The organism is Duganella aceris (assembly GCF_011090165.1).
Lineage (GTDB): Bacteria > Pseudomonadota > Gammaproteobacteria > Burkholderiales > Burkholderiaceae_D > Rugamonas > Rugamonas aceris.
The window spans coordinates 264,443-288,098 of record NZ_JAADJT010000007.1; the positions used below are offsets into that span (position 1 = coordinate 264,443).

Here is a 23,656-nt window from a genome sequence, read left to right on the forward strand (position 1 = left end):
GTATTCCTTCATCATTCGTTATTAAACACAGCACCGAATTGTAGCAGGGCGTTCCACGGCATGAATAATTCTGGGCATTTGTCTCGTCCCCGCGCTGTTTGCACGTAAAATAAACGTTTTGCTCTTTCAAGCGATTTCTTCATGCTCCGCAGTTTCCGCCGTATCGTTTTCTCCAGTGTCTGCGCCATGACCGCCATCGGCGCCCAGGCCAATGTCGTGGTCGTGCTCAACTCGCGTGACGCCACCGTGCAATTGCTGGACCAGGCCACCTACAAGGACCTGGCCACGTTCCCGGTCGGGAAGGAGCCGCACCACCTGATGTCGACGCCGGACAACAAGTCGCTGATCGTCGCCAGCTCGGTCGGCAACGAGCTGATCTTCCTGGATCCGAAGTCGGGCCAGGTGCAGCGCACCGTCAAGGACATCCTCGATCCGTACCAGATCGGCTTCTCGCCGGACCAGAAGTGGTTCGTCTCGAACTCGCTGCGGCTGGACCGCGTCGACCTGTACAAGTACGACGGCGCCAATATGACGCTGGCCAAGCGCATCCCGCTGGCCAAGCTGCCGAGCCACATGGCGTTCAACGCCGCCAGCAACATGGTGTTCATCACCCAGCAGGGCAGCGACCAGGTCAGCGGCATCGACCTGACCACGCAGACGCTGAAATGGACCATGTCGGTCGGCAAGCTGCCGGCCGGGATCGCCATGACGCCGGACGACAAGTATCTGCTGGTCGGCATCATGGGCAGCGACTACGTCGAGGTGATCGACTGGAAGACCCAGAAGACCGTCAAGCGCATCAAGGCCGGGCAGGGCGCGCACAACTTCCGCTCGGCAGGCGACGGCCGCTACACCTACGTCTCCAACCGCGTCTCGAACTCGATCAACATCATCGACCTGAAGACGCTGGAAAACGTCGGCATGATCAACGTGCCCGGCGGCCCGGACTGCATGGAGATCACCGCCGACGGCAAGACCATGTGGGTCACGCTGCGCTGGATCAAGAAGGTCGCCGTGATCGACCTGGCCACGCGCAAGATCACCAAGATGATTCCGGTGGGGCGCTCGCCGCACGGCGTGTTCTTCTTTAACTCCGCGCAGCGCTGATGCAGGCCGCCGCCGCCCTGACCTTGTTGGCGCTGGCGGTGTCGCCGGCGGTCCTGGCGGCCGCGCCGGCCGCGACCTGCAAGGGCACCATCTACCTCACCTTCGACACCGGCAGTCAATCGCAGGCCGAGCTGATCGCCGAGACGCTAAAACGCCACCGCATCAAGGCCACCTTCTTCCTGGCCAACGAAAAGACCGTGCGCGGCGACTATTCGCTCGACCCGTCGTGGTCGGGCTACTGGAAGGCGCGCGTGGCCGAGGGCCATGCGATCGGTTCCCACACCTTCGACCACATCGTGCTGGCCGGCGACGGCGCCAACGGCGGGCTCAAGGTCAAGCCCGGCTTCGGCCCGCAGGCCGGCAACATCCAGAGCCTCAGCGCCGCGCAGTATTGCGACCAGATCCGGCGCGTCGACCAGCGCTTCGTCGAGCTGACCGGCAGCCACCTCGATCCGATCTGGCGCGCCCCGGCCGGCCGCACCTCGCCGCGCGCGCTGGCGGCCGCCAAGGCCTGCGGCTACAGCCACGTCGGCTGGGCCACGCCGGCCGGCTTCTCCGGCGACGAGCTGTCGAGCGCGGCCTACCCGAATGCGGTATTGTTGCAAAAGTCGCTGCGCGCGCTGCGGGACGGCGATATCTTCGTGGCCCACATGGGCATCTGGTCGCGCAAGGACGCGTGGGCGCCGGCCAACCTGGAGCCGCTGATCGGCGGGCTGGAGCAAAAGGGCTTTTGCTTCGCCACGCTGCGCGAACATCCCGACTACACTTCTTTGTTTAAACGATGATCCAATTATTTTCTGACTGGCTGGGCGTGGCCCAAGGCTGGTTGTTCGAGACGGTGATCCAGCCGTTGGTGTTCCAGCTCGGCTTCGGCGAATTCATCGAGGAAGCCTTCGAGGGCACCGAATGGCTGCTGATCGGCGGCCTGGAGTTGCTGCTGCTGTTCCTGGTGCTGCGTCCGCTGGAGGCGCTGATCCCGGTGCACAAGTTCAACGATCCGCGCGCGCGCTGGAACGATTTCATTTATACGGTATTGCACCGCATCGGCCTGTTCTCGGTGCTGATCTTCTTCACGCTCGATCCGCTGATGGACACGGTGGCGGGCTGGCTGCGCTTCGAAAGCTTCCAGCCGCTGAACCTGGAGTCGCTGCTGCCGGGGATTAGTCCGCTCGGCAGCTTCCTGGTCTACTTCGTCGTGCTCGACTTCTTCGATTACTGGTACCACCGCGCCTCGCACCAGTTCAACTGGTGGTGGGCGCTGCACGGCCTGCACCACAGCCAGCAGAACATGAACCTGTGGAGCGACAACCGCAACCACGTGCTGGACGACCTGCTGCGCGACGTCTACATGGGCGTGATCGCGCTGTGCATCGGCGTCGAGCCGTCGCAATACGTGATGCTGGTGTCGGTGTCGCGCATCCTGCAAAGCCTGCAGCACGCCAACGTGCGCATCCACTTCGGCCGCATCGGCGAGCGGCTGCTGGTGTCGCCGCGCTATCACCGCATGCACCATGCGATCGGCGTCGGCCATGAATCGCACGGCCAGGGCACGCTGGGCGGCTGCAACTTCGCCGTGTTGCTGCCGGTATGGGACATCATCTTCCGCACCGCCAACTTCACGCCGCAATTCGTCGCCACCGGCATCCGCGACCAGCTGCCGCGGACCGGCGCCGACGGCGCCGTCACGCCGGGCCGCGAATACGGCCGCGGCTTCTGGTCGCAGCACTGGCTGGCGCTGAAGCGCATGGTCGAGTACGCGCGCAAGGACGTGGTCTGATGGGCGCCGTGCTGCGCGCCTGGGGCCGCGCCTTCCTGTCGCAATGGCACGGCAAGATGCTGATGATGAGCGTGGTGCCGTTCCTGCTGGCGCTGGGCGTCTGGGCGGTGCTGCTGTATTTCGGCCTGCAGCCGCTGATCGACTACCTGCACGCGCTGTTCACCGAACACAACCTGTTCCCGACCAGCACCAGCTGGCTGCGCCAGGTGGGCCTCGGCACGCTGACGGCGGTGGTGCCGCCGCTGATCGCGATGCTGGCGCTGCTGCCGCTGATGATCCTGACCGCGCTGATCTTCATCGGCGTGGTGGCGATGCCGATGATCGGCCGCCATGTCGGCCTGCGCCACTATCCGCAACTGGAGCAGCGCAAGGGCGGCACCATCCTGGGCAGCGCGGGCGTGGCGCTGGGCGGCATGGCGGTGTTCATCGCCTGCTGGATCCTGACGCTGCCGCTGTACGTGTTCCCGCCGCTGGCGGTGCTGGTGCAGGCGCTGCTGTGGGGCTGGCTGACCACCCGCGTCATGGTCTACGACGCGCTGGCCGACTACGCCAGCGCCGACGAGCGGCGCCAGATCCTGGCCGAGCACCGCTGGCGCTTGCTGGTGATCGGCGTGGTGTCCGGCGCGGCCGGCGCCTTGCCGGGCGCGATCTGGCTGGGCGGCGTGATGGCGGTGGTGTTCTTCCCGTTCCTGGCGGCGGCGTCGATCTGGCTGTATGTGCTGATATTTATCTTCACCGGCTTGTGGTTTGCGTATTATTGCCTGGATGCGCTGGCGCGCTTGCGCGCCGACGCGTCGGCGATGGCGCTGGCACCGCAGGAAATCACACTCTGAAAGAAAGCAGGCAATCATGGCGATCGGACTCATCATCATTGGCGACGAAATCCTGTCCGGCAGGCGCGTCGACCAGCATTTCCCCAAGGTCGTGCAGCTGCTGGCGGCGCGCGGGCTGCAACTGAGCTGGGCCGAGGTGCTGGCCGACGATCCGGCCCGCATCACGGCCACGCTGAAGCGCACGCTGGCCAGCGACGACATCGTGTTCTGCTGCGGCGGCATCGGCGCCACCCCGGACGACCACACGCGCCAGGCGGCCGCCGACGCGCTCGGCCTGCCGCTGGTGATGCACCCGCAGGGCAAGCTCAACATCCAGGCGCGCATCGTCCAGATGGGCATCGACGCCGGCCAGCCGGCCGACCTGGCGTCGGCCGAGAACCAGCACCGCCTCAAGATGGCCGAGTTCGCCCAGGGCGCGGCGCTGATCCCGAACCCGTACAACAACATCGCCGGCTTCTCGCTGCACAAGCACTACTTCGTGCCGGGCTTCCCGGTGATGGCGTGGCCGATGATCGAGTGGGTGCTGGACCATCATTACGCCGACCTGTTCAACCGCGAGCCGCGCATGGAGCAATCGGTGCTGGTGTACGAAGCGGCCGAATCGGCGCTGACGCCGCTAATGGTGGCGATCGAGGCGCAATTCCCTCGCGTCAAAGTGTTCAGCCTGCCGAGCGTCGGCGACGCCAACACGCGCCGGCATATCGAGCTGGGCGTCAAGGGCGAACCGGTGCAGACCTCGACCGCCTTCATCCAACTGTGCGCCGAGCTGAAGCGCCTCAATGTAGAGTTCGACAAGATAGCTTAAGCAACTGTTAATGCATGCCGGCATTAACGGCGTAGACGGCGTTCATCCCTATGGGAGAACGCCGTTGTTTTTATGCGAAAAATAAACGGCGCGGTAAAATTATTCCACGTTCGCGCCGATGGGCACGGCCGTGTTGTGGTGCAATGGTACCTAGTAAGTTTCACTGAACAGCTGACCGGTTTGAATCATATGTTAAGCAATCGTCGTTTCCGCCGGCCCCGTATCGTTGTGCGCGCAGCACGCAAAATGCGTGGCGCCTTCGCCGCACTTGGCTTCCGCCGCAAGCGCCACCTGCATGTGGTGCCGCCATCCCCCATCGAAGAAAGCGAGGCGCATCTGGCGCACGCGCAAATGGATCCGCCACCGCCGACGGACACGCCGAAAAAAAGCAAGCGTTCGCGCAACGCCTTTTTGCTGGTGGTGCTGATCGGGGTCTCGTTCGCCGTCTACTGGGGCGTCCAGGAGACCCGTACCTCCAGCATGCAGGCGCGCTTCTTCAGCGGCCTGGCGGACAAGATGAGCTATCGGATGGAAAAGGGGCCGAGCAAGTTGATCCGCTTCCCGCACGACAGCCCGTACGACGAGCGGCTCGGCTACGCCGGCCTGCCGGACTACCTGGCCAAGCTGCGCACGCGCGACTACCAGGTCGCGGCGCAGGCGCGCATCTCGCCGAAGATGGCGGAACTGGCCGACATGGGCATCTTCGCCACCTATCCGGAAAAGACCAAGACCGGCTTGTCGATCGTCGACTGCCGCGCGCAGGAACTGTTCGCCGCCAGCTATCCGGAGCGGATCTACACCAGGTTCGAGCAGGCGCCGATGGCGCTGATCAACAGCCTGCTGTTCATCGAGAACCGCGAGCTGCTGGACAATAAATATCCGAAGCGGAATCCGGCCGTCGAATGGGACCGCCTGGCCAAGGCGGTGCTGGAGAAGGGCGTGGCCTCGGTCGCCGGCGGTCATCGCGCGGCGGGCGGCAGCACGCTGGCGACGCAGATTGAAAAATACCGCCACTCGCCGGAAGGCCGCACCAGCTCGATGACCGACAAGCTGCAACAGATGGTCTCGGCCAGCCTGCGCTCCTACCAGGACGGGCCGGACACCACCAAGGCGCGGCGCCGCATCGTCATCGATTACCTGAACACGGTGCCGCTGTCGGCCAAGCCCGGCTACGGCGAAGTGAACGGCATCGGCGACGGCATGTGGGTCTGGTACGGCCGCGACTTCGCCGAGGTCAACCGCCTGCTGGCCGGTCCGCTGGACAAGCCGAGCGCCGACACCGCGCTGGTGTTCAAGGAAGCGCTGAGCCTGATGATCGCGCAGCGCCGTCCGAGTTACTACCTCGGCGACGGCGCCGCCGACCTGGAAGTGCTGGCCAACAGCCACCTGCGCATCTTGGTGCAGGACGGCGCCATCACGCCGGCGATGCGCGACATGGCCTTGCAGCAGAAGCTGCATCCGGCCACCGGCAACGGCGTGCAGTCGGCGCCGGCGATGACCTTCGTCACCCGCAAGGCCTCGAACGCGATCCGCAACCATCTGGCGAATCTGCTGGGCGACAACCGCATGTACAACCTCGACCGGCTCGACCTGAGCGTGGTCAGCACGCTGGACGCGCAGGCGCAGACGGCGGTGACGCAGGTGCTGCGCGACCTGCGCGATCCGGAGAAGGCCAAGGCCGCCGGCCTGACCGGCAAGGGCATGCTGGGCAACGGCGATCCGGCCAACGTGGTGTACAGCTTCACCTTGCTGGAAAAGGGCGAGCAGAACAACCTGCTGCGACTGCAGACCGACAACTTCGACCAGCCGCTGGACATCAACGAAGGCGCCAAGCTGGACCTCGGCTCGACCGCCAAGCTGCGCACGCTGGTGACCTATCTGGACATCGTCGACCAGCTGCACAAGAAGCTGGGCGGCATGGACGCGGCGGCGCTGGGCAAGGTGGTGGTCGATCCGCAGGACAAGCTGTCGGCGTGGGGCGTGGAATACTTCAAGGCGCTGCCGATCGAGAAGGGTGGGCGCGAACTGACGCCGATGCTGAAGGCGGCGATGGAGCGCAAGTACTCCGGCAATCCGGGTGAAGGCTTCTTCACCGGCGGCGGCCTGCATCACTTCGGCAATTTCTCGAAGGAAGACAATTCGAAGATCCTGACCGTGACCGAGGCGCTGCGCCACTCCACCAATCTGGTGTTCGTGCGGCTGATGCGCGACGTCGCCAAGTTCTACATGTTCCAGACGCCCGGCTCGTCGGCCTCGCTGCTGGCCGACGCCGACGACCCGCGCCGCGCCGACTACCTGGCGCGCTTCGCCGACAAGGAGGGCAAGGAATTCCTGGGCCGCTTCTATGCCAAGTACAAGGGCAAGCCGCAGGACGAGCTGGACAAGATCCTGCTGGCCAACATCCGCAGCACGCCGGTGCGCCTGGCGGTGATTTACCGCACCGTGTATCCGCTGGCGACGCAGGACCAGTTCGCCGCGTTCCTGAAGGCCAACCTGTCGTCGCAGAACGAAGTGCCGGAAGAGCGCGTCGCCAAGCTGTACGATCAGTACGCGATCGGCAACTGGTCGCTGGCCGATCGCGGCTACCTGGCCAGCGTGCACCCGCTGGAGCTGTGGATGGCGGCCTATCTGCGCCTGCATCCGGGCGCGACCCTGTCGGAGATGACGGCGGCCAGCGAAGACGAGCGGCAGGAAGTGTATCAATGGCTGTTCAAGACCCACCGCAAGCACGCGCAGGACCGCCGTATCGCCGGGCTGCTGGAGGTGGAGGGCTTCATGGAGATCCACAAGCAGTGGAAGAAGATGGGCTATCCGTTCGAATCGCTGGTGCCGTCGTATGCGACCACCTTGGGCGCGTCGGCGGACCGTCCGGCGGCGCTGGCGGAGCTGATGGGGATCATCGTCAACGGCGGCATACGCAAGAGCAGCCAGCGCATCAGTTCGCTGCACTTCGCCAAGGACACGCCGTATGAAACCCTGGTGACCAAGGCCAATCCGACCACCAACGAACAGGTGTTGTCGCCGGAAGTGGCGCGCGTGGTGGCCGATGCGATCCGGGGCGTGGTGTCGGACGGCACGGCCAAGCGGGCACGCACGGCGTTCGTGCAATCGGACGGCACGGTGATTCCGGTCGGCGGCAAGACCGGTACCGGCGACCAGCGCTTCGACGTGTATGGCGGCGGCGGACGCTTGATCGAGTCGCGTTATGTGAACCGCTCGGCGACGTTCGTGTTCAATATCGGCGAGCGTTTCTTCGGATCGATGACGGCGTATGTGCACGGACCGGAATCGAAGAACTACGACTTCACCAGCGCGCTGCCGGTGCAATTGCTGGTGGTGCTGGCGCCGAGCCTGATGCCGCTGATCGAGCCGCACCCGGTCGCCAAGCCCGGCGCGACGCCGCCGGTGGTGGCGCAGGCGGGCGCGGCCGCGCCGAAGCCGCAGCTTCAGGCCTGCGGCGGCTGAGCACAGCCGGGGGCGCCGTCCCCCGGTGTCGTGTTTCCCTTGCATAGTTGCTCATTTGTTGGCAATGTAGCTGCCCATGAAACCTATGCGCCATCACATGTCCAAAATCCTCAAGTTCACGCAATTCTCGGTGCGGGACTTGATCGTCACCGCCGCGCCCACCATCCTGCTGATCGTCGGCGCCTGCCTGCTGGCCTACTGGCTGGTCGACCCGGCGCCGCCGCGCACCGTGCGCCTGGCCACCGGCCAGGAAAACAGCGCTTATGAAGAGTTCGGCAAGAAGTACGCCACCGCGCTGGCCAAGCACGGCATCAAGGTCGAGCTGATTCCGTCCGCCGGCTCCGGCGACAACCTGCGGCTGCTGAAGGACGGCAAGGCCGATATCGCCTTCGTGCAAAGCGGCTCCACCAACGAGGAGGCGGCCGAGCGCGAGGGCCTGAGCTCGCTGGGCAGCCTGTTCGTCGAACCGCTGTGGCTGTTCCTGCGCGAGACCAAGGGCCAGCCGCCGATCACCCAACTGACGCAATTGCGCGGCAAGAAAATCAATTACGGCCCCCGGGGCGCCGGCGCGCCGCGCCTGTTCCGCCAGGTGCTGGAACTGAACGGCGTGGAGAAGGGCGAAGTCGAGCGCTTCTCGCTGGCCAACACCCCGGCCACGGTCGAGCTGCTGGAGGGCCGCATCGACGGCCTGGTGTTCACCTCGGCGCCGGAGGCGCCGCTGATCCAGATGCTGCTGCAAACGCCCGGCATCAAGCTGTTCAACTTCAGCCAGGCCGAGGCCTACGCGCGCAAGCTGCCGTTCCTGACCCATGTGGTGCTGCCGCAGGGGATCGTCGACCTGGGCCGCAACATCCCGGCCGAAAACTACAACCTGATCGCGCCGACCGCGACGCTGGTGGCGCGCGACAACCTGCATCCGGCGCTGATGGATTTGTTCGTGCAGTCGGCCAGCGCCATCCACAGCGGCGCCGGCTGGTTCCAGCAGCAGGGCCAGTTCCCGTCGGCCAAGTACACCGAGATTCCGGTCGACGAGGACGCGGCCAAGTTCTACAAGAACGGTCCACCGTTCCTGCAGCGTTACATGACCTTCTGGCTGGCCAATTTCTTCGACCGCATGTGGGTGGTGGTGGTGGCGCTGGGCGCGCTGATCCTGCCGTTGTCCAAGGTGGTGCCGCCGCTGTACGTGTGGCGTATCCGTTCGCGCGTGTACCGCTGGTACGGCCAGCTGCGCGCGGTCGAGCAGCGGGTGGAGGAGGCACCCGAGGCCACCCGCATGCAGGTGTACGAGGAGCAGCTGACCCGGCTCAACCAGATCGAGGAGCTGGTCAACCAGGTGTCGATCCCGCTGTCGTTCGCCGACGGCTTGTACGGCTTGCGCAGCCACATCCAGTTCGTGCGCAAGCGGATCCAGTTCCTGACGGCCGAGGCGGCGCCGTCGGAGGCGGTGCCGGTTTAGGCGGCCGCTACGCGCCGGTCCACGGCAGGCCGGCCTTGCACCAGCCGCCGATGTTCTTGCGGTGACTGTGCTCGTCCTTTTCGCCCTCGAAACCTTCCAGGATGTCGTAGCAGTGCTGGTAGCCGTGCTCGGTGGCCAGCTTGGCCGCGCCGCGCGAGCGCACGCCGGAACGGCACAGGAACAACAACACCTGGTCCTTGCGCGCGATCGAGTTCAACTGCTCGATGAATGCATGGTTGGCGATGCCGCCCGGATAGATGCTCCACTGGACCGCACCATGTTGGGCTTCCGGTATCGCCACCCGGCCGACCCAGTCGCGCTCGGCGTTGGTGCGCACGTCGATCAGCTTGACCGCGTTGTCGGCGCCCAGCAGCTCGTGCGCCTCCTGCGGCGTCACCGCGCCGGCATAGGGCCAATCCTTGCTGCGGCTGCGCGCAACGGCCAGAATCTCGTCTATTTTGCTCATGGCATGTTCCAAGAATAAGTTTGAGTTTATTATAGGCCTCCTGTGCAAGCCGGAGTCTGTGGCGCACCAAAAGCGTGCCTTTTTCAAGAAATATCGCAAAATGCACCTATAAAGTGCAAAATGACGGATGTGCACATCGTTGGTGCAGTATTGATCTGCTGTAAAAAGTGGCAATGTGGTGGCCCGGCCAATTTTAGATTCAATTGGCTGCAAATTCAAAGACGCTACCGACATATGAATATGATTTTTAGGCTGGCATAGATACTGCTTAGTAGGCCTCACGAGTTCCAAACATTCCTTTAGGAGATACGCATGGCAATGACAGCCGCAGAAGTTCTGAAAATGGTCCAGGAAAACGAAGTGAAATTCGTTGATTTCCGTTTCGCCGACACCCGTGGTAAAGAACAGCACGTCACCGTGCCGGTTTCCGCTTTCGATATCGACAAGTTCGAATCGGGTCACGCATTCGACGGTTCCTCGATCGCCGGCTGGAAGGGTATTGAAGCATCGGACATGATTCTGCTGCCGGATCCAAACACCGCGAACATCGACCCGTTCATGGAAGAGACCACGCTGTTCATGCAGTGCGACGTCATCGAACCAGCCGACGGCAAGGGTTACGACCGCGACCCACGCTCCATCGCCAAGCGCGCTGAAGCCTACCTGAAATCGTCGGGCATGGGCGACACCGCCTACTTCGGCCCTGAGCCGGAATTCTTCATCTTCGACAGCGTGCGCTGGAAGATCGACATGTCGGGCTGCTTCGTCAAGATCGATTCCGAAGAAGCGTCGTGGACCACCGGCGAGAAGCTGGAAGGCGGCAACACCGGCCACCGTCCGACCGTCAAGGGCGGCTACTTCCCGGTGCCACCGGTCGACAGCTTCCAGGACATGCGTTCGGAAATGTGCCTGATCCTGGAATCGCTGGGCATCCCGGTCGAAGTGCACCACCACGAAGTGGCCGGCGCCGGCCAGAACGAAATCGGCACCAAGTTCTCGACCCTGGTCGAGCGCGCCGACTGGACCCAGAACCTGAAATACGTGGTCTGGAACGTCGCCCACAGCTATGGCAAAACCGCCACCTTCATGCCGAAACCTATCGTTGGCGACAACGGTTCGGGCATGCACGTGCACCAGTCGATCTGGAAAGACGGCGTCAACCTGTTCGCCGGCGACGGCTATGCCGGCCTGTCCGACACCGCGCTGTACTACATCGGCGGCATCATCAAGCACGCCAAGGCGCTGAACGCGATCACCAACCCGGGCACCAACTCGTACAAGCGTCTGGTTCCAGGCTTTGAAGCGCCGGTGAAACTGGCGTACTCGGCCAAGAACCGTTCGGCGTCGATCCGTATTCCACACGTGGCCAATCCAAAAGGCCGTCGTATCGAAACCCGCTTCCCGGATCCATTGGCGAACGTGTACCTGTGCTTCTCGGCGCTGCTGATGGCCGGTCTGGACGGTATCGCCAACAAGATCCACCCGGGCGAAGCCGCATCGAAAGATCTGTACCACCTGCCGCCGGAAGAAGACGCGCTGATCCCGACCGTGTGCGCCTCGCTGGAAGAAGCGCTGGACGCACTGAACAAAGACCGCGAGTTCCTGACCCGTGGCGGCGTGTTCAGCGATTCCATGATCGACGCTTACATCGAACTGAAAATGCAGGACGTCCAGCGCATGCGCATGACGACTCACCCTGCCGAGTTCGACATGTACTACTCGCTGTAATACAAGGCGCCGGCCGGTCCGGCGCTTGTCGTCAAGGACGCGGGGAAAGCGAAAGCTTTCCCCGCGTTTTACTTTGGATGTTGTATTCTGGAGGGAATGTTCCACCCACGGATTACGAATGACAACTAGTTTGCAACGAAGTTTTTGGTTGGCGCTGTTGGCCTGCGGCGCGGTCCATGGCCAGGGCGTGATCTACAAGTGCACGCCGCCCAACGGCAGTACCGAGTACACCGACGTTTATCGGGGCAGCTATTGCAAGTCGATGGATTTGCCGGGCATCGTGGTGCCGGCGCCGCCGAAACGGCAGGCTCCCTCGCCGCGCGCCGCGACCGCCGCGCCGGCGACCGCGCCGGGCGCTTTCCCGCGCGTCGACAGCGCCGAGCAGCGTTCGCGCGACGCCGACCGCCGCGCCATCCTGGAAGACGAGCTGAAGACCGAAAGCCAGAAGTTGACCGAGCTGCGCAAAGAGTTCAACGGCGGCGAGCCGGAACGGCGCGGCGACGAACGCAACTACGCCAAATACCAGGAACGGGTGGCCGCCATGCGCGACAGCATCAGCCGCTCGGAAAAAAATGTCGATGCATTGAAACGTGAGATTGCGAATATCCGATGAGCCTAGTAAGTAATATCGCCGCCCGCGCGGCGGCCGCGATCAACCGCCCGCCGGCGCTGGCGGGCCTGGAACTGCTGGCCTCGGCCGTGGTGCTGCTCGATGCCGAGGGCAAGATCGCCTACGCCAACGCCGCCGCCGAGAATCTGCTGGAGAGCTCGCTCAAAGCGATGTCGCGCCAGCGGCTCAGCGCGCAGTTCCTCAATCCCGACGAGCTGGACCACATCTGCGCCCAGGCGCGCGAGCACAAATTCTCCGACCTGCGCCAGGACCTGGCGCTGGAGCGGGCCGGGCGCGATCCCTTGCATGTGCACAGCATCGTTTCGGCGCTGGACGAGCCGGCCGGCCACGTGCTGATCGAGCTGCGCGAGCACCTGCAGCACCTCAAGCTGGACCGCGAGGAGCGCATCCTCGACCAGAGCCAGGTCAACAAAGAGCTGATCCGCAACCTGGCGCACGAGATCAAGAATCCGCTGGGCGGCATCCGCGGCGCGGCGCAGCTGCTGGAGATGGAGTTGCCGGCGCTGCACGCCGGCCAGCTGCGCGAATACACCCAGGTCATCATCAAGGAGGCCGACCGCCTGCAGACGCTGGTCGACCGCCTGCTGGCGCCGCACCGCCGGCCGCACATCGTCGGCGACGTCAACATCCACGAAGTGCTGGAGCGGGTGCGCAGCCTGATGCTGGCCGAGTTCCCGTCCGGGCTGACCATCGCGCGCGACTACGACGCCTCGATTCCCGAGTTCCGGGGCGACAAGGAACAGCTGATCCAGACCGTGCTCAACATCGCGCACAACGCGGCGCAGGCGCTGGCCGCGCGCATCGACGAGGGCGACGCGCAGATCGTTTTCAAGACCCGGGTGGCGCGCCAGGTGACCTTGGCCAAGGTTCGCTACGGGCTGGCATTAGACTTGCATATCATCGACAATGGACCGGGAATCGCACCCCAGATCCGCGACCGAATTTTCTACCCGCTGGTGTCGGGGCGGGAGGGCGGCAGCGGCCTGGGCTTGACCCTCGCGCAAACCTTCGTGCAACAGCACATGGGCGTGATCGAGTGCGAGAGCCGGCCTGGATTTACGGATTTCCGTATTCTGCTGCCGTTGCCATAAGCCGAGGCAGGCAGGAGCCGGTACCGAGTCCCTTGATTGACGATCCATATTGCGGGATACATACACACACATGAAGCCAATCTGGATAGTAGACGACGACGAATCGATCCGCTGGGTACTGGAAAAAGCGCTGGCGCGGGAAAACCTGGCCACCAAGAGTTTTGCCAATGCGCGCGACGCCATCGCGGCACTGGAGTTCGAGACGCCGCAAGTGCTGGTGTCCGACATCCGCATGCCGGGCGACTCCGGCCTCGACCTGTTGCAGCTGGTGAAGTCGCGTCACCCCGGCCTGCCGGTTATCATCATCACCGCCTTCTCCGACCTGGACTCCGCCGTGGCGGCGTTCCAGGGCGGCGCCTTCGAGTACCTGGCCAAGCCGTTCGACATCGACAAGGCCGTCGAGCTGATCCGCCGCGCGCTGGACGAAAGCCTGCGCGAGACCAGCGTCGAATCGGGGCCGTCGGAGACGCCGGAAATCCTCGGCCAGGCGCCGGCGATGCAGGAAGTGTTCCGCGCCATCGGCCGCCTGTCGCAGTCGAACGTGACGGTGCTGATCACCGGCGAATCGGGCTCGGGCAAGGAGCTGGTGGCGCGCGCGCTGCACAAGCACAGCCCGCGCGCGGCGCAGCCCTTCATCGCGCTGAACACGGCGGCGATCCCCAAGGATCTGCTGGAGTCGGAATTGTTCGGCCACGAGCGCGGCGCCTTCACCGGCGCGCAGACCACGCGCCGCGGCCGCTTCGAGCAGGCCGAGAACGGCACGCTGTTCCTCGATGAAATCGGCGACATGCCGTTCGATCTGCAGACCCGCCTGCTGCGCGTGCTGTCGGACGGCCACTTCTATCGCGTCGGCGGCCATCAGCCGCTGAAGGCGAATGTGCGGGTGATCACGGCGACGCACCAGAATCTGGAGCAGCGCGTGCGCGAAGGCTTGTTCCGCGAAGACTTGTATCACCGCCTCAACGTGATCCGCCTGCGCCTGCCCAGTTTAAGGGAGCGGCGCGAAGATATCCCTATTTTGGTGCGTCACTTCCTGGTGCAGAGCGCCAAGCAGCTCGGCGTCGAAGCCAAGCGCATGAGCGACGCCACCGTGCAGTTCCTCAGCGGCCTGGATTTGCCGGGCAATGTGCGCCAGCTGGAAAACCTGTGCAACTGGATCACGGTGATGGCGCCGGGCCAGACCGTCGAGGTCAAGGATCTGCCGCTGGAGCTGACCCAGGAGCAGGGCGGTGGCGGCGGCGCCGCGCCGTCGGCGATGTCGACCTCGGCCACCGAGGGCTTCGGCGCGCCGCAGCATCACGGCACGGTGACGGCGGTGCCGGTGGCCGACGCCGCCGGCGTGGCCGGTTCGCCGGATGCGTGGCTGAGCTTGCTGGAGATGCAGGCCGCCAGCATGTTGAGCGGCGGGCAGCAGGAGGTGATGGCGGTGCTGGGGCGGCAGTTCGAGTCGGCGCTGATCAAGACCGCGCTCAAGCATACGCACGGCCGCAAGAACGACGCGGCGGTGCGGCTGGGGATCGGCCGCAACACCATCACCCGCAAGATCGCCGAGTTGGGGATCGACGGCGCCAAGGACGATTAAGCTGCCGCGCGCGCGGCGCGTTTGACGGCTTGCGGCGGGATGCCGTAGGCGCGGATGAACGCCCGCCGCATCCGTTCCGGATCGTCGAAGCCGCTCTCGCGCGCCACCACGTCGATGGCGTGGTTGCCATCCTCGATCATCGCGCGCGCCGCCTCCACCCTTAAAGTCTCCACCGCCTTGGCCGGCGACTGCCCGGTCTCCAGCCGGAACGCGCGGCTGAACTGGCGCCGGCTCAGGTTGGCCGCGTCGGCCAGCTCGTCCACCGACAGCGGCTTGCGCAGATTGCGCTTGGCGTAGGTCAGCGCGGTCTGGATCCGGTCCGACTTCGGCTCCAGTTCCAGCAGCGCCGAGAACTGCGACTGGCCGCCGCTGCGGCGGTGATACACCACCATCTTCTTCGCCACCGCGCGCGCCACCTCCACCCCCAGATCCTGCTCCACCAGCGCCAGCGCCAGGTCGATGCAGGCGGTCATGCCGGCCGAACTCCAGACGTTGTCGTGTTCAATGAAGATGCGGTCTTCCTCCACCTTCGACCTGGGATAGCGCCGCTGCAGCTCGCGCGCGCCGGCCCAGTGCGTGGTCACGCGCCGGCCCTCCAGCAATCCCGCTTCGCCGAGGATGAAGGCGCCGGTGCAAATGCTGGCGGTGCGGCGCGACGCCTTGCTGGCCGCGCGCAGGAAGGCGATCAGCGCCGGCGACGACGCGGCCGCCGGCTCCAGCGTGCCGGCCACCATGATGGTGTCGTGGCCGGGCGCGTCGAAGCGCTCGGTGACGACCGGCACCCCGGCCGAACTGGTCACCGGGCCGCCGTGCTCCGACAGCATGGTCATGCTGTAGAACGGACCGCCCGGCATCAGGTTGGCGACCTCGAACACGGTGACCGCCACCATGTCGACGATCTGGAAACCGGGAAACAGCAGCAAGCCGATGGATTTTTTCATGATGTCCCAAAATGAGGTATCTACGTCACATGGGCCTCAGTCTGCGCCCCTACACTGGGTCCTGTCAACTCAACTTTTAAAGGACCACACCATGAAAACCGCATTGATCACTGGCGCATCCACCGGCATCGGCGCCGTCTACGCCGAGCGTCTGGCCGGTCGCGGCTACGACCTGATCCTGGTGGCGCGCGACGCCGCCAAGCTGTCCGCGCTGGCGGCCCGGTTGCAGGCATCGACCGGGCGCAAGGTCGACACGCTGCGCGCCGACCTCAGCGTGACCGCCGACCTGCGCGCGGTCGAACAGCGCCTGGCGACCGACGCCAGCATCAGCCTGCTGGTCAACAATGCCGGCCTGGGCGCGGTCAAGACGCTGGTCGATTCGACGCCGGAAGAACTGGACTACATGATCGCCGTGAACGTCACCGCCTTGACCCGCCTGACCCGCGCCGTGGCGCCCGGGCTGGTCGCGCGCGGCGGCGGCGCCATCATCAACATCGCCTCCATCGTCGCGCTGGCGCCGGAGCTGCTGAACGGCACCTACGGCGGCAGCAAGGCCTTCGTACTGGCGCTGACCCAGTCGCTGCACCACGAACTGGCCGACAAGGGCGTGCAGGTGCAGGCGGTGCTGCCGGGCGCGATCGGCACCCCGTTCTGGGACCGTTTCGGCGTACCGATCGACCAGCTGCCGGCCGCCATCGTGATGACGCCGGAAGACCTGGTCGACGCGGCGCTGGCCGGCTTCGACCAGCGCGAACTGGTGACGCTGCCGTCGCTGCCGGACGTGGCCGAGTTCACCCGCATGGACGAGGCGCGCAAGGCGCTCGGTCCGAACCTGTCGCATACCAAGCCCGCCGCGCGCTATCTAACCGCTGCGTAAGCTGCGGCAACGCCGGTTTGAGGTAAGCTCTTGGCTGACGAAGCCAGGGGCTTTTTTTTTATGGATTGCGTATGCTGATTAATTGTGTGGCCTATCAGGACGGGCAAAAACTGGACGACATCCCGGTCGAGGAAATCAGCGAGTATGTCGCCCGGCCGGACACCTTCGTCTGGGTCGCGCTGCGCGACGCCCAGCCGGAGGAGCTGGCGGTGATGCAGGAGGAATTCGGTCTGCACGAACTGGCGGTGGAGGATGCCAGCCGCGGCCATCAACGGCCGAAGATCGAGGAGTACGGCGATTCGCTGTTCGTGGTGGTCAAGACCATCGAGTGCCGCGACCACGAGGTGGCGATCGGCGAAGTGGACATCTTCGTCGGCCGCGACTACATCCTGTCCGCGCGCGACGGCAACAGCAAGCAGGGCTTCCAGGATGTGCGCACCCGCGCCGAAAAGGAGCCGCACATGCTGCGCCTGGGCCCGGCCTTCGTGCTGTACGCGCTGATGGACGCGGTGGTCGACCGCTACTTCCCGGTGCTGGACATGCTGGAGACCGAGCTGGAAAAAATCGAGGAGCTGATCTTCACCCAGGGCCGGCAGCGCGACAACATCCAGCGCCTGTACGAGCTGAAGGGCAAGGTGACGCTGGTGCGCCACGTGGTGGCGCCGCTGATGGAGGCGGTGGGGCGCTTGCACGGCGGCCGTGTGCCGTCGATGTGCATGGAGACCCAGGAATATTTCCGCGACGTGCACGATCACCTGCACCGCATCGCCGCCTCGCTGGACGGCATCCGCGACACCATCGCCACCGCGATCCAGGTCAACCTGTCGATGGTGGCGATCGATGAGAGCGAGGTGAACAAGCGGCTGGCGGCGTGGGCGGCGATCTTCGCCATCGTCACCGCGTTCGCCGGACTATGGGGCATGAATTTCAAGTACATGCCGGAGCTGGACTGGAAGTACGGCTATCCGATGGCGGTCGCCATCATGGTCGGCGTCTGCCTGTACCTGCACCGGCGCTTCAAGAAAGCCGGCTGGCTATAAAAAAACCCGGCGGAGCCGGGTTTTCGTTGCTGCTTAGAAGTTGTAGGTCGCGCGCAGGTACATCGTGCGTCCCGCCGGATCCGTGTAGCGTGGATCGTAGCCGGCCTGGAAGGTCGTGGTCTGGTACGACAGCGGCGGTTCGCGGTCGAACAAATTGCGCACGCCGAAGGTCAGGTTCAGGCCCTTGAGCGCTTCCCACGACGCATACGTATCCCAGGTGGTGTACGAAGCGACATGGTTTTCCGGATCCTGGTCCAGGTAGCCCGACTTGAAGTGACCGGTCACGCCGGCGCTGAGCTTGTTCTGGCTCCAGTTCATGTTGAGCGTGTTCTGCCAGCGGAAGATCGGACCGGTGCCGGAGTAGACGCCCACGTTCTGGTGCATCTCGTCGCCGACGAAGTTCTGGTACTCGTACTTGTGCACCCAGGTGCCGTTGTACGCGAAGTTGAACTGGCCGTAACCCTTGGTGCGCAGCTTGTAGCTGGCCGACAGGTCGACACCGTTGGTGTTCATGTCGCCCAGATTCTGCGTGCGCAGATCGAGGTAGCCGCAGGTGATCGGGTTAGGACATTGCGAACCGTCCACCGCCAGGTCGCCCGACGGATTGCGATGGTAGTAAGGCGCGAAGGTGACCGGATCGCTCAGCACGTCGAACGAACCCAGGTTGCTGATCTGTTGCGTCAGACGGATCGACCAGTAGTCGGCCGTGATCGACAGATCCTTGGCCGGCTCCAGCACGATACCGACGGTGCCGTTTTTCGAACGCTCAGGGCTCAGGCTGGTGTTACCACCGTTCAGCACCTGGAACTGCTGGCCGCAGTTGGCCGCCGCCGACTTGCCTGGGATCGGCGTACCGCCCGGGCAGTTGATCGGATCGTCCATGGTGTCGCCGGCGTTGGTGTAGGTGTTCGCGGCGTTGATTTCATACAGCGACGGCGCGCGGAAACCCTTCGAGTACGAACCGCGCAGCAGCACGGTGTCGGTCGGACGGTAGGTGAACGAGAACTTCGGATTGGTGGTGTGGCCGAAGTCGCTGTAACGGTCATAACGGAAGGCGCCGGTCACGTCCAGGTTCTTCAGCAGCGGCACGTTCAGTTCCGAGAAGAAGGCGGACACGTTGCGCTTGCCTTCGTTCAGCGTGTTCGGATCGATACCGGTGGAGGCGATCACTTTTTCCGCGAAATCAGGATTGGCCGCGCTGCGGAATTCCTGGTGTTCGTACTGGGCGCCGACCGCCAGGCCAGCCTGGTGGCCGGTGTTGAGCCAGTCGCCGACTTCGCGGCTCAGCTTGATGTCGGCGGTTTTGTTGGTGCCCTTGGCGTTCATGATGTTGCCATCCAGCGCGGCGCTGTTCAGCAGCGCGGTGCCGGCGGCGTCCTGCGCGCCGAAGACGTTGATCACGCCGTTCAGTACGCCTTTGGAGATGATGCCGCCATCGCTATAGCCGTGCAGGAATTCCTGCACCTTGTTTTCGTTGTAGGACAGGGCGGTCTCGTAATCCCAGCCGACCACGGTGCCCTTCAGCGATACCACCAGGCGGCGCTGCTTGTTGATGTTTTCATCGGCGCGCGAGCCGTTCGGCAGATCGCGCCAGCGCGCGTGCACGAAACCTGGCTGGACGCCCGGGGTGATCGAGCCGCCCAGATCCATATAGGTCGGGTCCAGCGCCAGTGCGTTCGGCACGCCGGCGTTGCCCGGGTAGTAAGGATTGAGCGAACCGTCCGGACGCAGGCGGTTGACGTACAGGCCGCCGTACGGCACCGGTGCGATCGCGCTCTCGACCTTGCTGCGGGTCGACAGCAGTTCGACGCCCAGTTCATGGTCGTTGCTGATCTTGAAGGTACCCTTGACCAGGCCGGTGGTGCGCTCGCTCTTCGGAACGTAGTCGACGAACGACGAGGTGGTCATCTGGCACGAGCCGGTCGCGCCCGGGATCAGGTTCGGGCTGCTGGTGCAATCCGGACCGGCCGGGTTGGCGCTGTTACCGCCCTGGAAGTAGTTGGCCGGGCTGGTCGATGGCGACAGGCCGCCGGCGTAACGGGTGTTGAAGTCACGGTCCAGACCGCCGATGCGGTTCTGCGACTGATGGTCGACCATCGCAAAGATGTTGAAACCGTTGGTGTCCAGATCGCCCCAGCCGTAGCCGATGTTGGCGTTCTTGGAGAAGCCGCCGCGATGCTGCGGGGTGTCGCCGCCGATGGTGACGGTGCCGCCTTGCCAGTCTTTTTTGGTGATGAAGTTGATCACGCCGCCGACCGCGTCGGAGCCGTACAACGACGAGGCGCCGTCGCGCAGCACTTCGACGCGCTCCAGCGCGGCGAATGGAATCATGTTCAGATCGGGCGCCGAGCTGTCGAAGGCATTGTTCGCCAGGCGGCGGCCGTTCAGCAGGATCAGCGTCTTGTTGGCGCCGACGCCGCGCAGGTCGGCGAACGAGGCGCCGCCGGTACCCAGACCGACCACCTGGCTGGTGCCCTGGCTGGCTTGCGAGACGCTCAGGTTGGACAACACCTGTTCGATGGTGGTGATGCCTTCTTTCTTCAGGTCCGCCATGCGGACCACGGTCACCGGAACGGCGGTTTCAGCGTCGATACGCTTGATGGCCGAGCCGGTAATTTCCACGCGCTGGATAGGCGCGTCTTGAGCGAATGCCGGTTGTGCCAGCATCAGTGCGGCGCTGCCCGCGAACATCACGCGCAGCGAACGCGAGATAACAGTTTCCATCATCATTGATCAAACTCCTTGGGTGTTTCGTAGCGATGTTTTTGATTTGGCTTACACTATGAACAATCTTTAATAGATCGAATCAGTGCCGCTATGAAAACATCCGAGCTCAACAGGGTCAATTGGCACACTGTAACAAGTTTGACATAAACAACATTTATGACGGTTTTTTCGTGAAATAGCGCAATTTTTACATGTATATACAAAATTCCAATCGTGCGTTCCGCAGGATGTGCTAAGCGTTTCACTTACGTGAAACAGCGTTCATACTTTTTTGCAAAACAAAATAAAGCCCGCACGGCCTTTCGGCGGTGCGGGCTGGCTTACGTGCGGCGGATTACTTGAACTTGTAGCCGGCCGTCACATACACCAGACGGCCGCGAGGATCGTACTGGTTGATGTCGTAGCCGGACTGGAACTGATTGGTCACCGCGGTGCCGATCGGGTCGGGCTGCTTGTCGAACAGGTTTTTCACGCCCAGCGCCAGGGTCAGGTTCTTGATGCCGCGGAAGGTGACGTTGGCGTCGTAGGTGGCGTCGGCCGAAATGAACACTTTGTTGTCGTTCAGGTCGTGGCCCACCTGGTAGCCGCTGCGGTAGTTCTGGATCAGCGTGGTCGACCATGGACCCTTGCTCCAGGTGCCGGCCAGCTGGTGTTTCCAACGCAGCACCACGCCGCCGTTCTGCGCGCCGATCACCGGGTTGCCGTCGCCGTCGACGATGGTGCCGACCTTGTGCGAGATGTCGCCGCCCGGGCTGGTCTGGTCGAAGGTATCCATGTAGGTACCGTTCAGGTTGGCTTCCAGTTTGCCGAAGCTGAAGTTGTCCTTCCAGTTGGCGAACAGGTCGACGCCGCGCACCACGGCGTCGCCGGTGTTCGACAGCGTCTGGCGGATGCTGACGATGTCGTTGCCGTTCAGCGTCACCAGGCCGGCGTAGGCCGGATCGCCGGCGCGGAAGCGCGACACCACTTCCTGCGCCGACGGGGTCGCCAGCAGGTCGCGGATGTTGATGCGGAAGAAGTCGACGCCGATGCTGGCGGTCGACACCGGCTGCCAGACGGTGCCGAACGAATACTGCTTGGACTTTTCAGGCTTCAGGTTCGGGTTGCCGCCGGTCAGCGCGTTGACCTGGATGCCGGTCTGGTGGGTCGCGGTGTCGTTGAACTGTTCCGACGTGCCCAGCGTCTGCGGGGTCCACAGGTCGACCAGCGACGGCGCGCGGAAGCCGGTGCCGTAGGAGGCGCGCAGCAGGAAGGACTTGGTCGGCTGCCAGCGGACGTTGCCTTTCCAGTTGGCCGAATTGCCGACGTCGTCGTAGTGGTCGTCGCGCGCCGCCAGGTTGACTTCGACGGTCTTCATCAGCGGAATGCTCAGTTCGCCGAAGGCCGAGTTGACGGTGCGGTCGCGGTCGATCGGCACCACCGAGCCGCCGAGGCCGGAGATGTCGCCGGACTCGTAGGCCGCGCTCGGCGAGGTCGAGTACTTTTCCTTGCGTGACTGCACGCCCACCGCGTATTGCGGGGTGATGCCGCCCAGGGTCCAGAAGTCGCCGGTGATCTTGGCGTCCAGCGCATCGCTGGTCGACTTGGCGTCCAGGAAGTCGCCGGAGAAGGCCGCGCCTTTCAGCTGTTCGGCCAGCGCGCCGGTTTGCACGCCGCCGGCGGCCCACGGATTCCAGTTGCTGTTGTTGATGATCTTGGCGTAGGCCACTTGCGAGAAGTAGCCGGTAGTGACCGCGCTGGTCAGCTTGGATTCGTTGTGGCTCAGCGCCACTTCGTAGTCGACCGCGCCGACGGTGCCCTTGGCGCCGACCACGATGCGGCCCTGCTTGGCGGTGTCGACGTTCTGGCGCGGACCGTAGTCGAACACGCGCGAGGTGATCGACAGCGGCTTGCCGATCAGCGAGGTGTAGCCCATGCTTTGCAGGTAGGGCACGGCGATCGACTGGTACACCGGGTTGCTCGGGTACAGCAGCAGCGCCTGCTCGACGCCTTGCTTGTCGAATTCGCCGTCGGTGCCGAAGAAGCTGGAACGGGCCGGCGACGGCTGGTAGGTCTGGGTGACCTTGCTCTGCGAATACAGCACATCGGCGAACAGCTGGTGGTCGGCGTTGAGCTGGTAGGTCAGGTTGCCGGTGACGTTGTACAGTTCACGATCCGGGGTCAGGCCGACGTCCGGGCCGCTGTCGTAGTAGCAATATGGCGCGCCGGCGGCGGTGGTCAGCTTGCCCATCTTGATGTCGCCGCACTTGCCGTTGGCGGCCAGCGGGTTGCCGTAGCCGCCGCCGCTGCTCTGGAAGCCCGCATCCTGGCCTTTGCCCGGCGTGTAGCTGCCCTCGATGTTGCCCTGGCCGGTGGCGGTGCCGCTGTAGTACGGCAGGCGGGTGGCGCTGGCGGCGTAGTCGCGGTCGCGGCCGAACAGCGCTTTTTCTTTTTCGAAGGAGCCGGACACCACCAGGTTCAGCTTGTCGGTGTTGTAGCCGCCGGTGATCGAGGCCTTGGAGTTCTGGCCGCCGCCGCTTTCGCTCGGCGAGCCGTAGCCGCCGGTGATTTCGACGCCGTCGGTCTTTTTGGCCAGGATGAAGTTGACCACGCCGGCTACCGCATCGCTGCCGTAGACGCCGGAGGCGCCGTCCTTCAGCACTTCGACCCGCTCGATGGCGGCCAGCGGGATCACGTTGACGTTGACCGAGGCGCCGTCGCTGCCGGCGAACGCCGCCAGGCGGCGGCCGTTGACCAGCACCAGGGTGCGGGTCGAGCCCAGGCCGCGCAGCGAGATCGACGACAGGCCGCCGGTCGAGGTGCCGGCGCCGGTGGCGTTGCTGGTGCCGCCGGCCGAGGAGAACGCTGAAATCGATTGCAAGAGTTCTTCAGTGCTGGTCGCGCCGGTACGGGCGATATCCGCCTTGGTGACCACTTGCACCGGCAGCGCGGTTTCGGCGTCGACCCGCTTGACCGACGAACCGGTGATTTCCACGCGTTGCATGGAGGCGGCGTCCTGGGCGAACGCCGGCTGGGCCAGCAGGCCGGCACCGACCAGTACGGCGCTGCCCGAGAACATCAGACGCAGCGAACGCGAGATTACAGTTTCCATCATCATTGCTATATCACTCCTGGCGAGATATGAATTGGT

The 23,656-nt window shown here is 64.3% G+C and carries 17 protein-coding genes; 13 read left to right on the forward strand and 4 right to left on the reverse strand.

Annotated elements, in window-relative coordinates; genetic code table 11:
- Nucleotides 1-141: 141 nt before the first annotated feature.
- The 7 genes from GW587_RS17115 (at nucleotide 142) to GW587_RS17145 (ending at nucleotide 9,443) form a co-directional block, all read left to right on the forward strand.
- Complete coding sequence (locus GW587_RS17115) at nucleotides 142-1,107, forward strand: YVTN family beta-propeller repeat protein (RefSeq protein WP_166105450.1); 966 nt, start codon at nucleotides 142-144, stop codon at nucleotides 1,105-1,107.
- Nucleotides 1,107-1,892: a polysaccharide deacetylase family protein gene (locus GW587_RS17120; protein WP_166105451.1), complete on the forward strand. Its 786-nt coding sequence runs from the start codon at nucleotides 1,107-1,109 to the stop codon at nucleotides 1,890-1,892. The genes GW587_RS17115 and GW587_RS17120 overlap by 1 nt, the downstream gene beginning before the upstream one ends.
- Nucleotides 1,889-2,884, forward strand: coding sequence for a sterol desaturase family protein (locus GW587_RS17125; RefSeq protein WP_166105452.1), 996 nt, complete (start codon nucleotides 1,889-1,891; stop codon nucleotides 2,882-2,884). The genes GW587_RS17120 and GW587_RS17125 overlap by 4 nt, the downstream gene beginning before the upstream one ends.
- A complete protein-coding gene (locus GW587_RS17130) occupies nucleotides 2,884-3,717 on the forward strand; it encodes an EI24 domain-containing protein (RefSeq protein ID WP_166105453.1) in 834 nt (277 codons plus the stop codon). Before GW587_RS17125 ends, GW587_RS17130 begins: the two co-directional genes overlap by 1 nt.
- Before the next feature lie 16 nt (nucleotides 3,718-3,733).
- Nucleotides 3,734-4,522 carry a competence/damage-inducible protein A gene (locus GW587_RS17135; RefSeq protein ID WP_166105454.1) on the forward strand — a complete coding sequence of 263 codons (789 nt, stop codon included), beginning with the start codon at nucleotides 3,734-3,736 and terminating at the stop codon, nucleotides 4,520-4,522.
- A gap of 351 nt (nucleotides 4,523-4,873) precedes the next feature.
- Nucleotides 4,874-7,987: a transglycosylase domain-containing protein gene (locus GW587_RS17140; protein WP_166105602.1), complete on the forward strand. Its 3,114-nt coding sequence runs from the start codon at nucleotides 4,874-4,876 to the stop codon at nucleotides 7,985-7,987.
- Between the two features lie 97 nt (nucleotides 7,988-8,084).
- A complete protein-coding gene (locus GW587_RS17145; protein ID WP_166105455.1) occupies nucleotides 8,085-9,443 on the forward strand; it encodes a TAXI family TRAP transporter solute-binding subunit in 1,359 nt (452 codons plus the stop codon).
- Nucleotides 9,444-9,450: 7 nt separating this feature from the next.
- Here GW587_RS17145 and GW587_RS17150 read toward each other — a convergent pair whose 3' ends face one another.
- Nucleotides 9,451-9,909: a rhodanese-like domain-containing protein gene (locus GW587_RS17150; protein WP_166105456.1), complete on the reverse strand. Its 459-nt coding sequence runs from the start codon at nucleotides 9,907-9,909 to the stop codon at nucleotides 9,451-9,453.
- A 312-nt stretch (nucleotides 9,910-10,221) separates the two neighbouring features.
- Here GW587_RS17150 and glnA point away from each other — a divergent pair, with 312 nt between their 5' ends.
- The 4 genes from glnA to ntrC all read left to right on the forward strand — a co-directional run bounded on the left by glnA (nucleotide 10,222) and on the right by ntrC (nucleotide 14,941).
- A complete protein-coding gene (glnA, locus tag GW587_RS17155) occupies nucleotides 10,222-11,637 on the forward strand; it encodes a type I glutamate--ammonia ligase (protein WP_166105457.1) in 1,416 nt (471 codons plus the stop codon).
- A 118-nt stretch (nucleotides 11,638-11,755) separates the two neighbouring features.
- Nucleotides 11,756-12,250 (forward strand): DUF4124 domain-containing protein, encoded by a 495-nt coding sequence (locus GW587_RS17160; protein WP_166105458.1) that lies wholly within the window; start codon nucleotides 11,756-11,758, stop codon nucleotides 12,248-12,250.
- Nucleotides 12,247-13,359: a nitrogen regulation protein NR(II) gene (glnL, locus tag GW587_RS17165; RefSeq protein WP_166105459.1), complete on the forward strand. Its 1,113-nt coding sequence runs from the start codon at nucleotides 12,247-12,249 to the stop codon at nucleotides 13,357-13,359. Before GW587_RS17160 ends, glnL begins: the two co-directional genes overlap by 4 nt.
- Before the next feature lie 70 nt (nucleotides 13,360-13,429).
- Nucleotides 13,430-14,941 carry a nitrogen regulation protein NR(I) gene (gene ntrC / locus GW587_RS17170; protein ID WP_166105460.1) on the forward strand — a complete coding sequence of 504 codons (1,512 nt, stop codon included), beginning with the start codon at nucleotides 13,430-13,432 and terminating at the stop codon, nucleotides 14,939-14,941.
- On the opposite strand, the gene GW587_RS17175 is transcribed toward ntrC, so the two are convergent.
- Nucleotides 14,938-15,882: a GlxA family transcriptional regulator gene (locus tag GW587_RS17175; protein ID WP_166105461.1), complete on the reverse strand. Its 945-nt coding sequence runs from the start codon at nucleotides 15,880-15,882 to the stop codon at nucleotides 14,938-14,940. The genes ntrC and GW587_RS17175 overlap by 4 nt on opposite strands.
- Nucleotides 15,883-15,973: 91 nt before the next feature.
- Between GW587_RS17175 and GW587_RS17180 the strand changes: the two genes are divergently transcribed.
- Complete coding sequence (locus GW587_RS17180) at nucleotides 15,974-16,759, forward strand: SDR family NAD(P)-dependent oxidoreductase (RefSeq protein ID WP_166105462.1); 786 nt, start codon at nucleotides 15,974-15,976, stop codon at nucleotides 16,757-16,759.
- A 71-nt stretch (nucleotides 16,760-16,830) separates the two neighbouring features.
- A complete protein-coding gene (locus tag GW587_RS17185) occupies nucleotides 16,831-17,799 on the forward strand; it encodes a magnesium and cobalt transport protein CorA (protein ID WP_166105463.1) in 969 nt (322 codons plus the stop codon).
- Between the two features lie 33 nt (nucleotides 17,800-17,832).
- Here the strand turns inward: GW587_RS17185 and GW587_RS17190 are convergent, their stop codons facing one another.
- Both GW587_RS17190 and GW587_RS17195 read right to left on the reverse strand, forming a co-directional pair.
- A complete protein-coding gene (locus tag GW587_RS17190; protein ID WP_166105464.1) occupies nucleotides 17,833-20,529 on the reverse strand; it encodes a TonB-dependent receptor in 2,697 nt (898 codons plus the stop codon).
- A gap of 331 nt (nucleotides 20,530-20,860) precedes the next feature.
- A complete protein-coding gene (locus GW587_RS17195) occupies nucleotides 20,861-23,623 on the reverse strand; it encodes a TonB-dependent receptor (RefSeq protein WP_166105465.1) in 2,763 nt (920 codons plus the stop codon).
- Between the last annotated feature and the right edge of the window lie 33 nt (nucleotides 23,624-23,656).

What these genes read in the sequence shown, in the direction of transcription:
- GW587_RS17115 (WP_166105450.1), top strand. Translation starts at nt 142, where the DNA reads ATGCTCCGCAGTTTCCGCCGTATCGTTTTCTCCAGTGTCTGCGCCATG.
- GW587_RS17120 (WP_166105451.1), top strand. Translation starts at nt 1,107, where the DNA reads ATGCAGGCCGCCGCCGCCCTGACCTTGTTGGCGCTGGCGGTGTCGCCG.
- GW587_RS17125 (WP_166105452.1), top strand. Translation starts at nt 1,889, where the DNA reads ATGATCCAATTATTTTCTGACTGGCTGGGCGTGGCCCAAGGCTGGTTG.
- GW587_RS17130 (WP_166105453.1), top strand. Translation starts at nt 2,884, where the DNA reads ATGGGCGCCGTGCTGCGCGCCTGGGGCCGCGCCTTCCTGTCGCAATGG.
- GW587_RS17135 (WP_166105454.1), top strand. Translation starts at nt 3,734, where the DNA reads ATGGCGATCGGACTCATCATCATTGGCGACGAAATCCTGTCCGGCAGG.
- GW587_RS17140 (WP_166105602.1), top strand. Translation starts at nt 4,874, where the DNA reads ATGGATCCGCCACCGCCGACGGACACGCCGAAAAAAAGCAAGCGTTCG.
- GW587_RS17145 (WP_166105455.1), top strand. Translation starts at nt 8,085, where the DNA reads ATGTCCAAAATCCTCAAGTTCACGCAATTCTCGGTGCGGGACTTGATC.
- GW587_RS17150 (WP_166105456.1), bottom strand. Translation starts at nt 9,909, where the DNA reads ATGAGCAAAATAGACGAGATTCTGGCCGTTGCGCGCAGCCGCAGCAAG.
- glnA (WP_166105457.1), top strand. Translation starts at nt 10,222, where the DNA reads ATGGCAATGACAGCCGCAGAAGTTCTGAAAATGGTCCAGGAAAACGAA.
- GW587_RS17160 (WP_166105458.1), top strand. Translation starts at nt 11,756, where the DNA reads ATGACAACTAGTTTGCAACGAAGTTTTTGGTTGGCGCTGTTGGCCTGC.
- glnL (WP_166105459.1), top strand. Translation starts at nt 12,247, where the DNA reads ATGAGCCTAGTAAGTAATATCGCCGCCCGCGCGGCGGCCGCGATCAAC.
- ntrC (WP_166105460.1), top strand. Translation starts at nt 13,430, where the DNA reads ATGAAGCCAATCTGGATAGTAGACGACGACGAATCGATCCGCTGGGTA.
- GW587_RS17175 (WP_166105461.1), bottom strand. Translation starts at nt 15,882, where the DNA reads ATGAAAAAATCCATCGGCTTGCTGCTGTTTCCCGGTTTCCAGATCGTC.
- GW587_RS17180 (WP_166105462.1), top strand. Translation starts at nt 15,974, where the DNA reads ATGAAAACCGCATTGATCACTGGCGCATCCACCGGCATCGGCGCCGTC.
- GW587_RS17185 (WP_166105463.1), top strand. Translation starts at nt 16,831, where the DNA reads ATGCTGATTAATTGTGTGGCCTATCAGGACGGGCAAAAACTGGACGAC.
- GW587_RS17190 (WP_166105464.1), bottom strand. Translation starts at nt 20,529, where the DNA reads ATGATGATGGAAACTGTTATCTCGCGTTCGCTGCGCGTGATGTTCGCG.
- GW587_RS17195 (WP_166105465.1), bottom strand. Translation starts at nt 23,623, where the DNA reads ATGATGATGGAAACTGTAATCTCGCGTTCGCTGCGTCTGATGTTCTCG.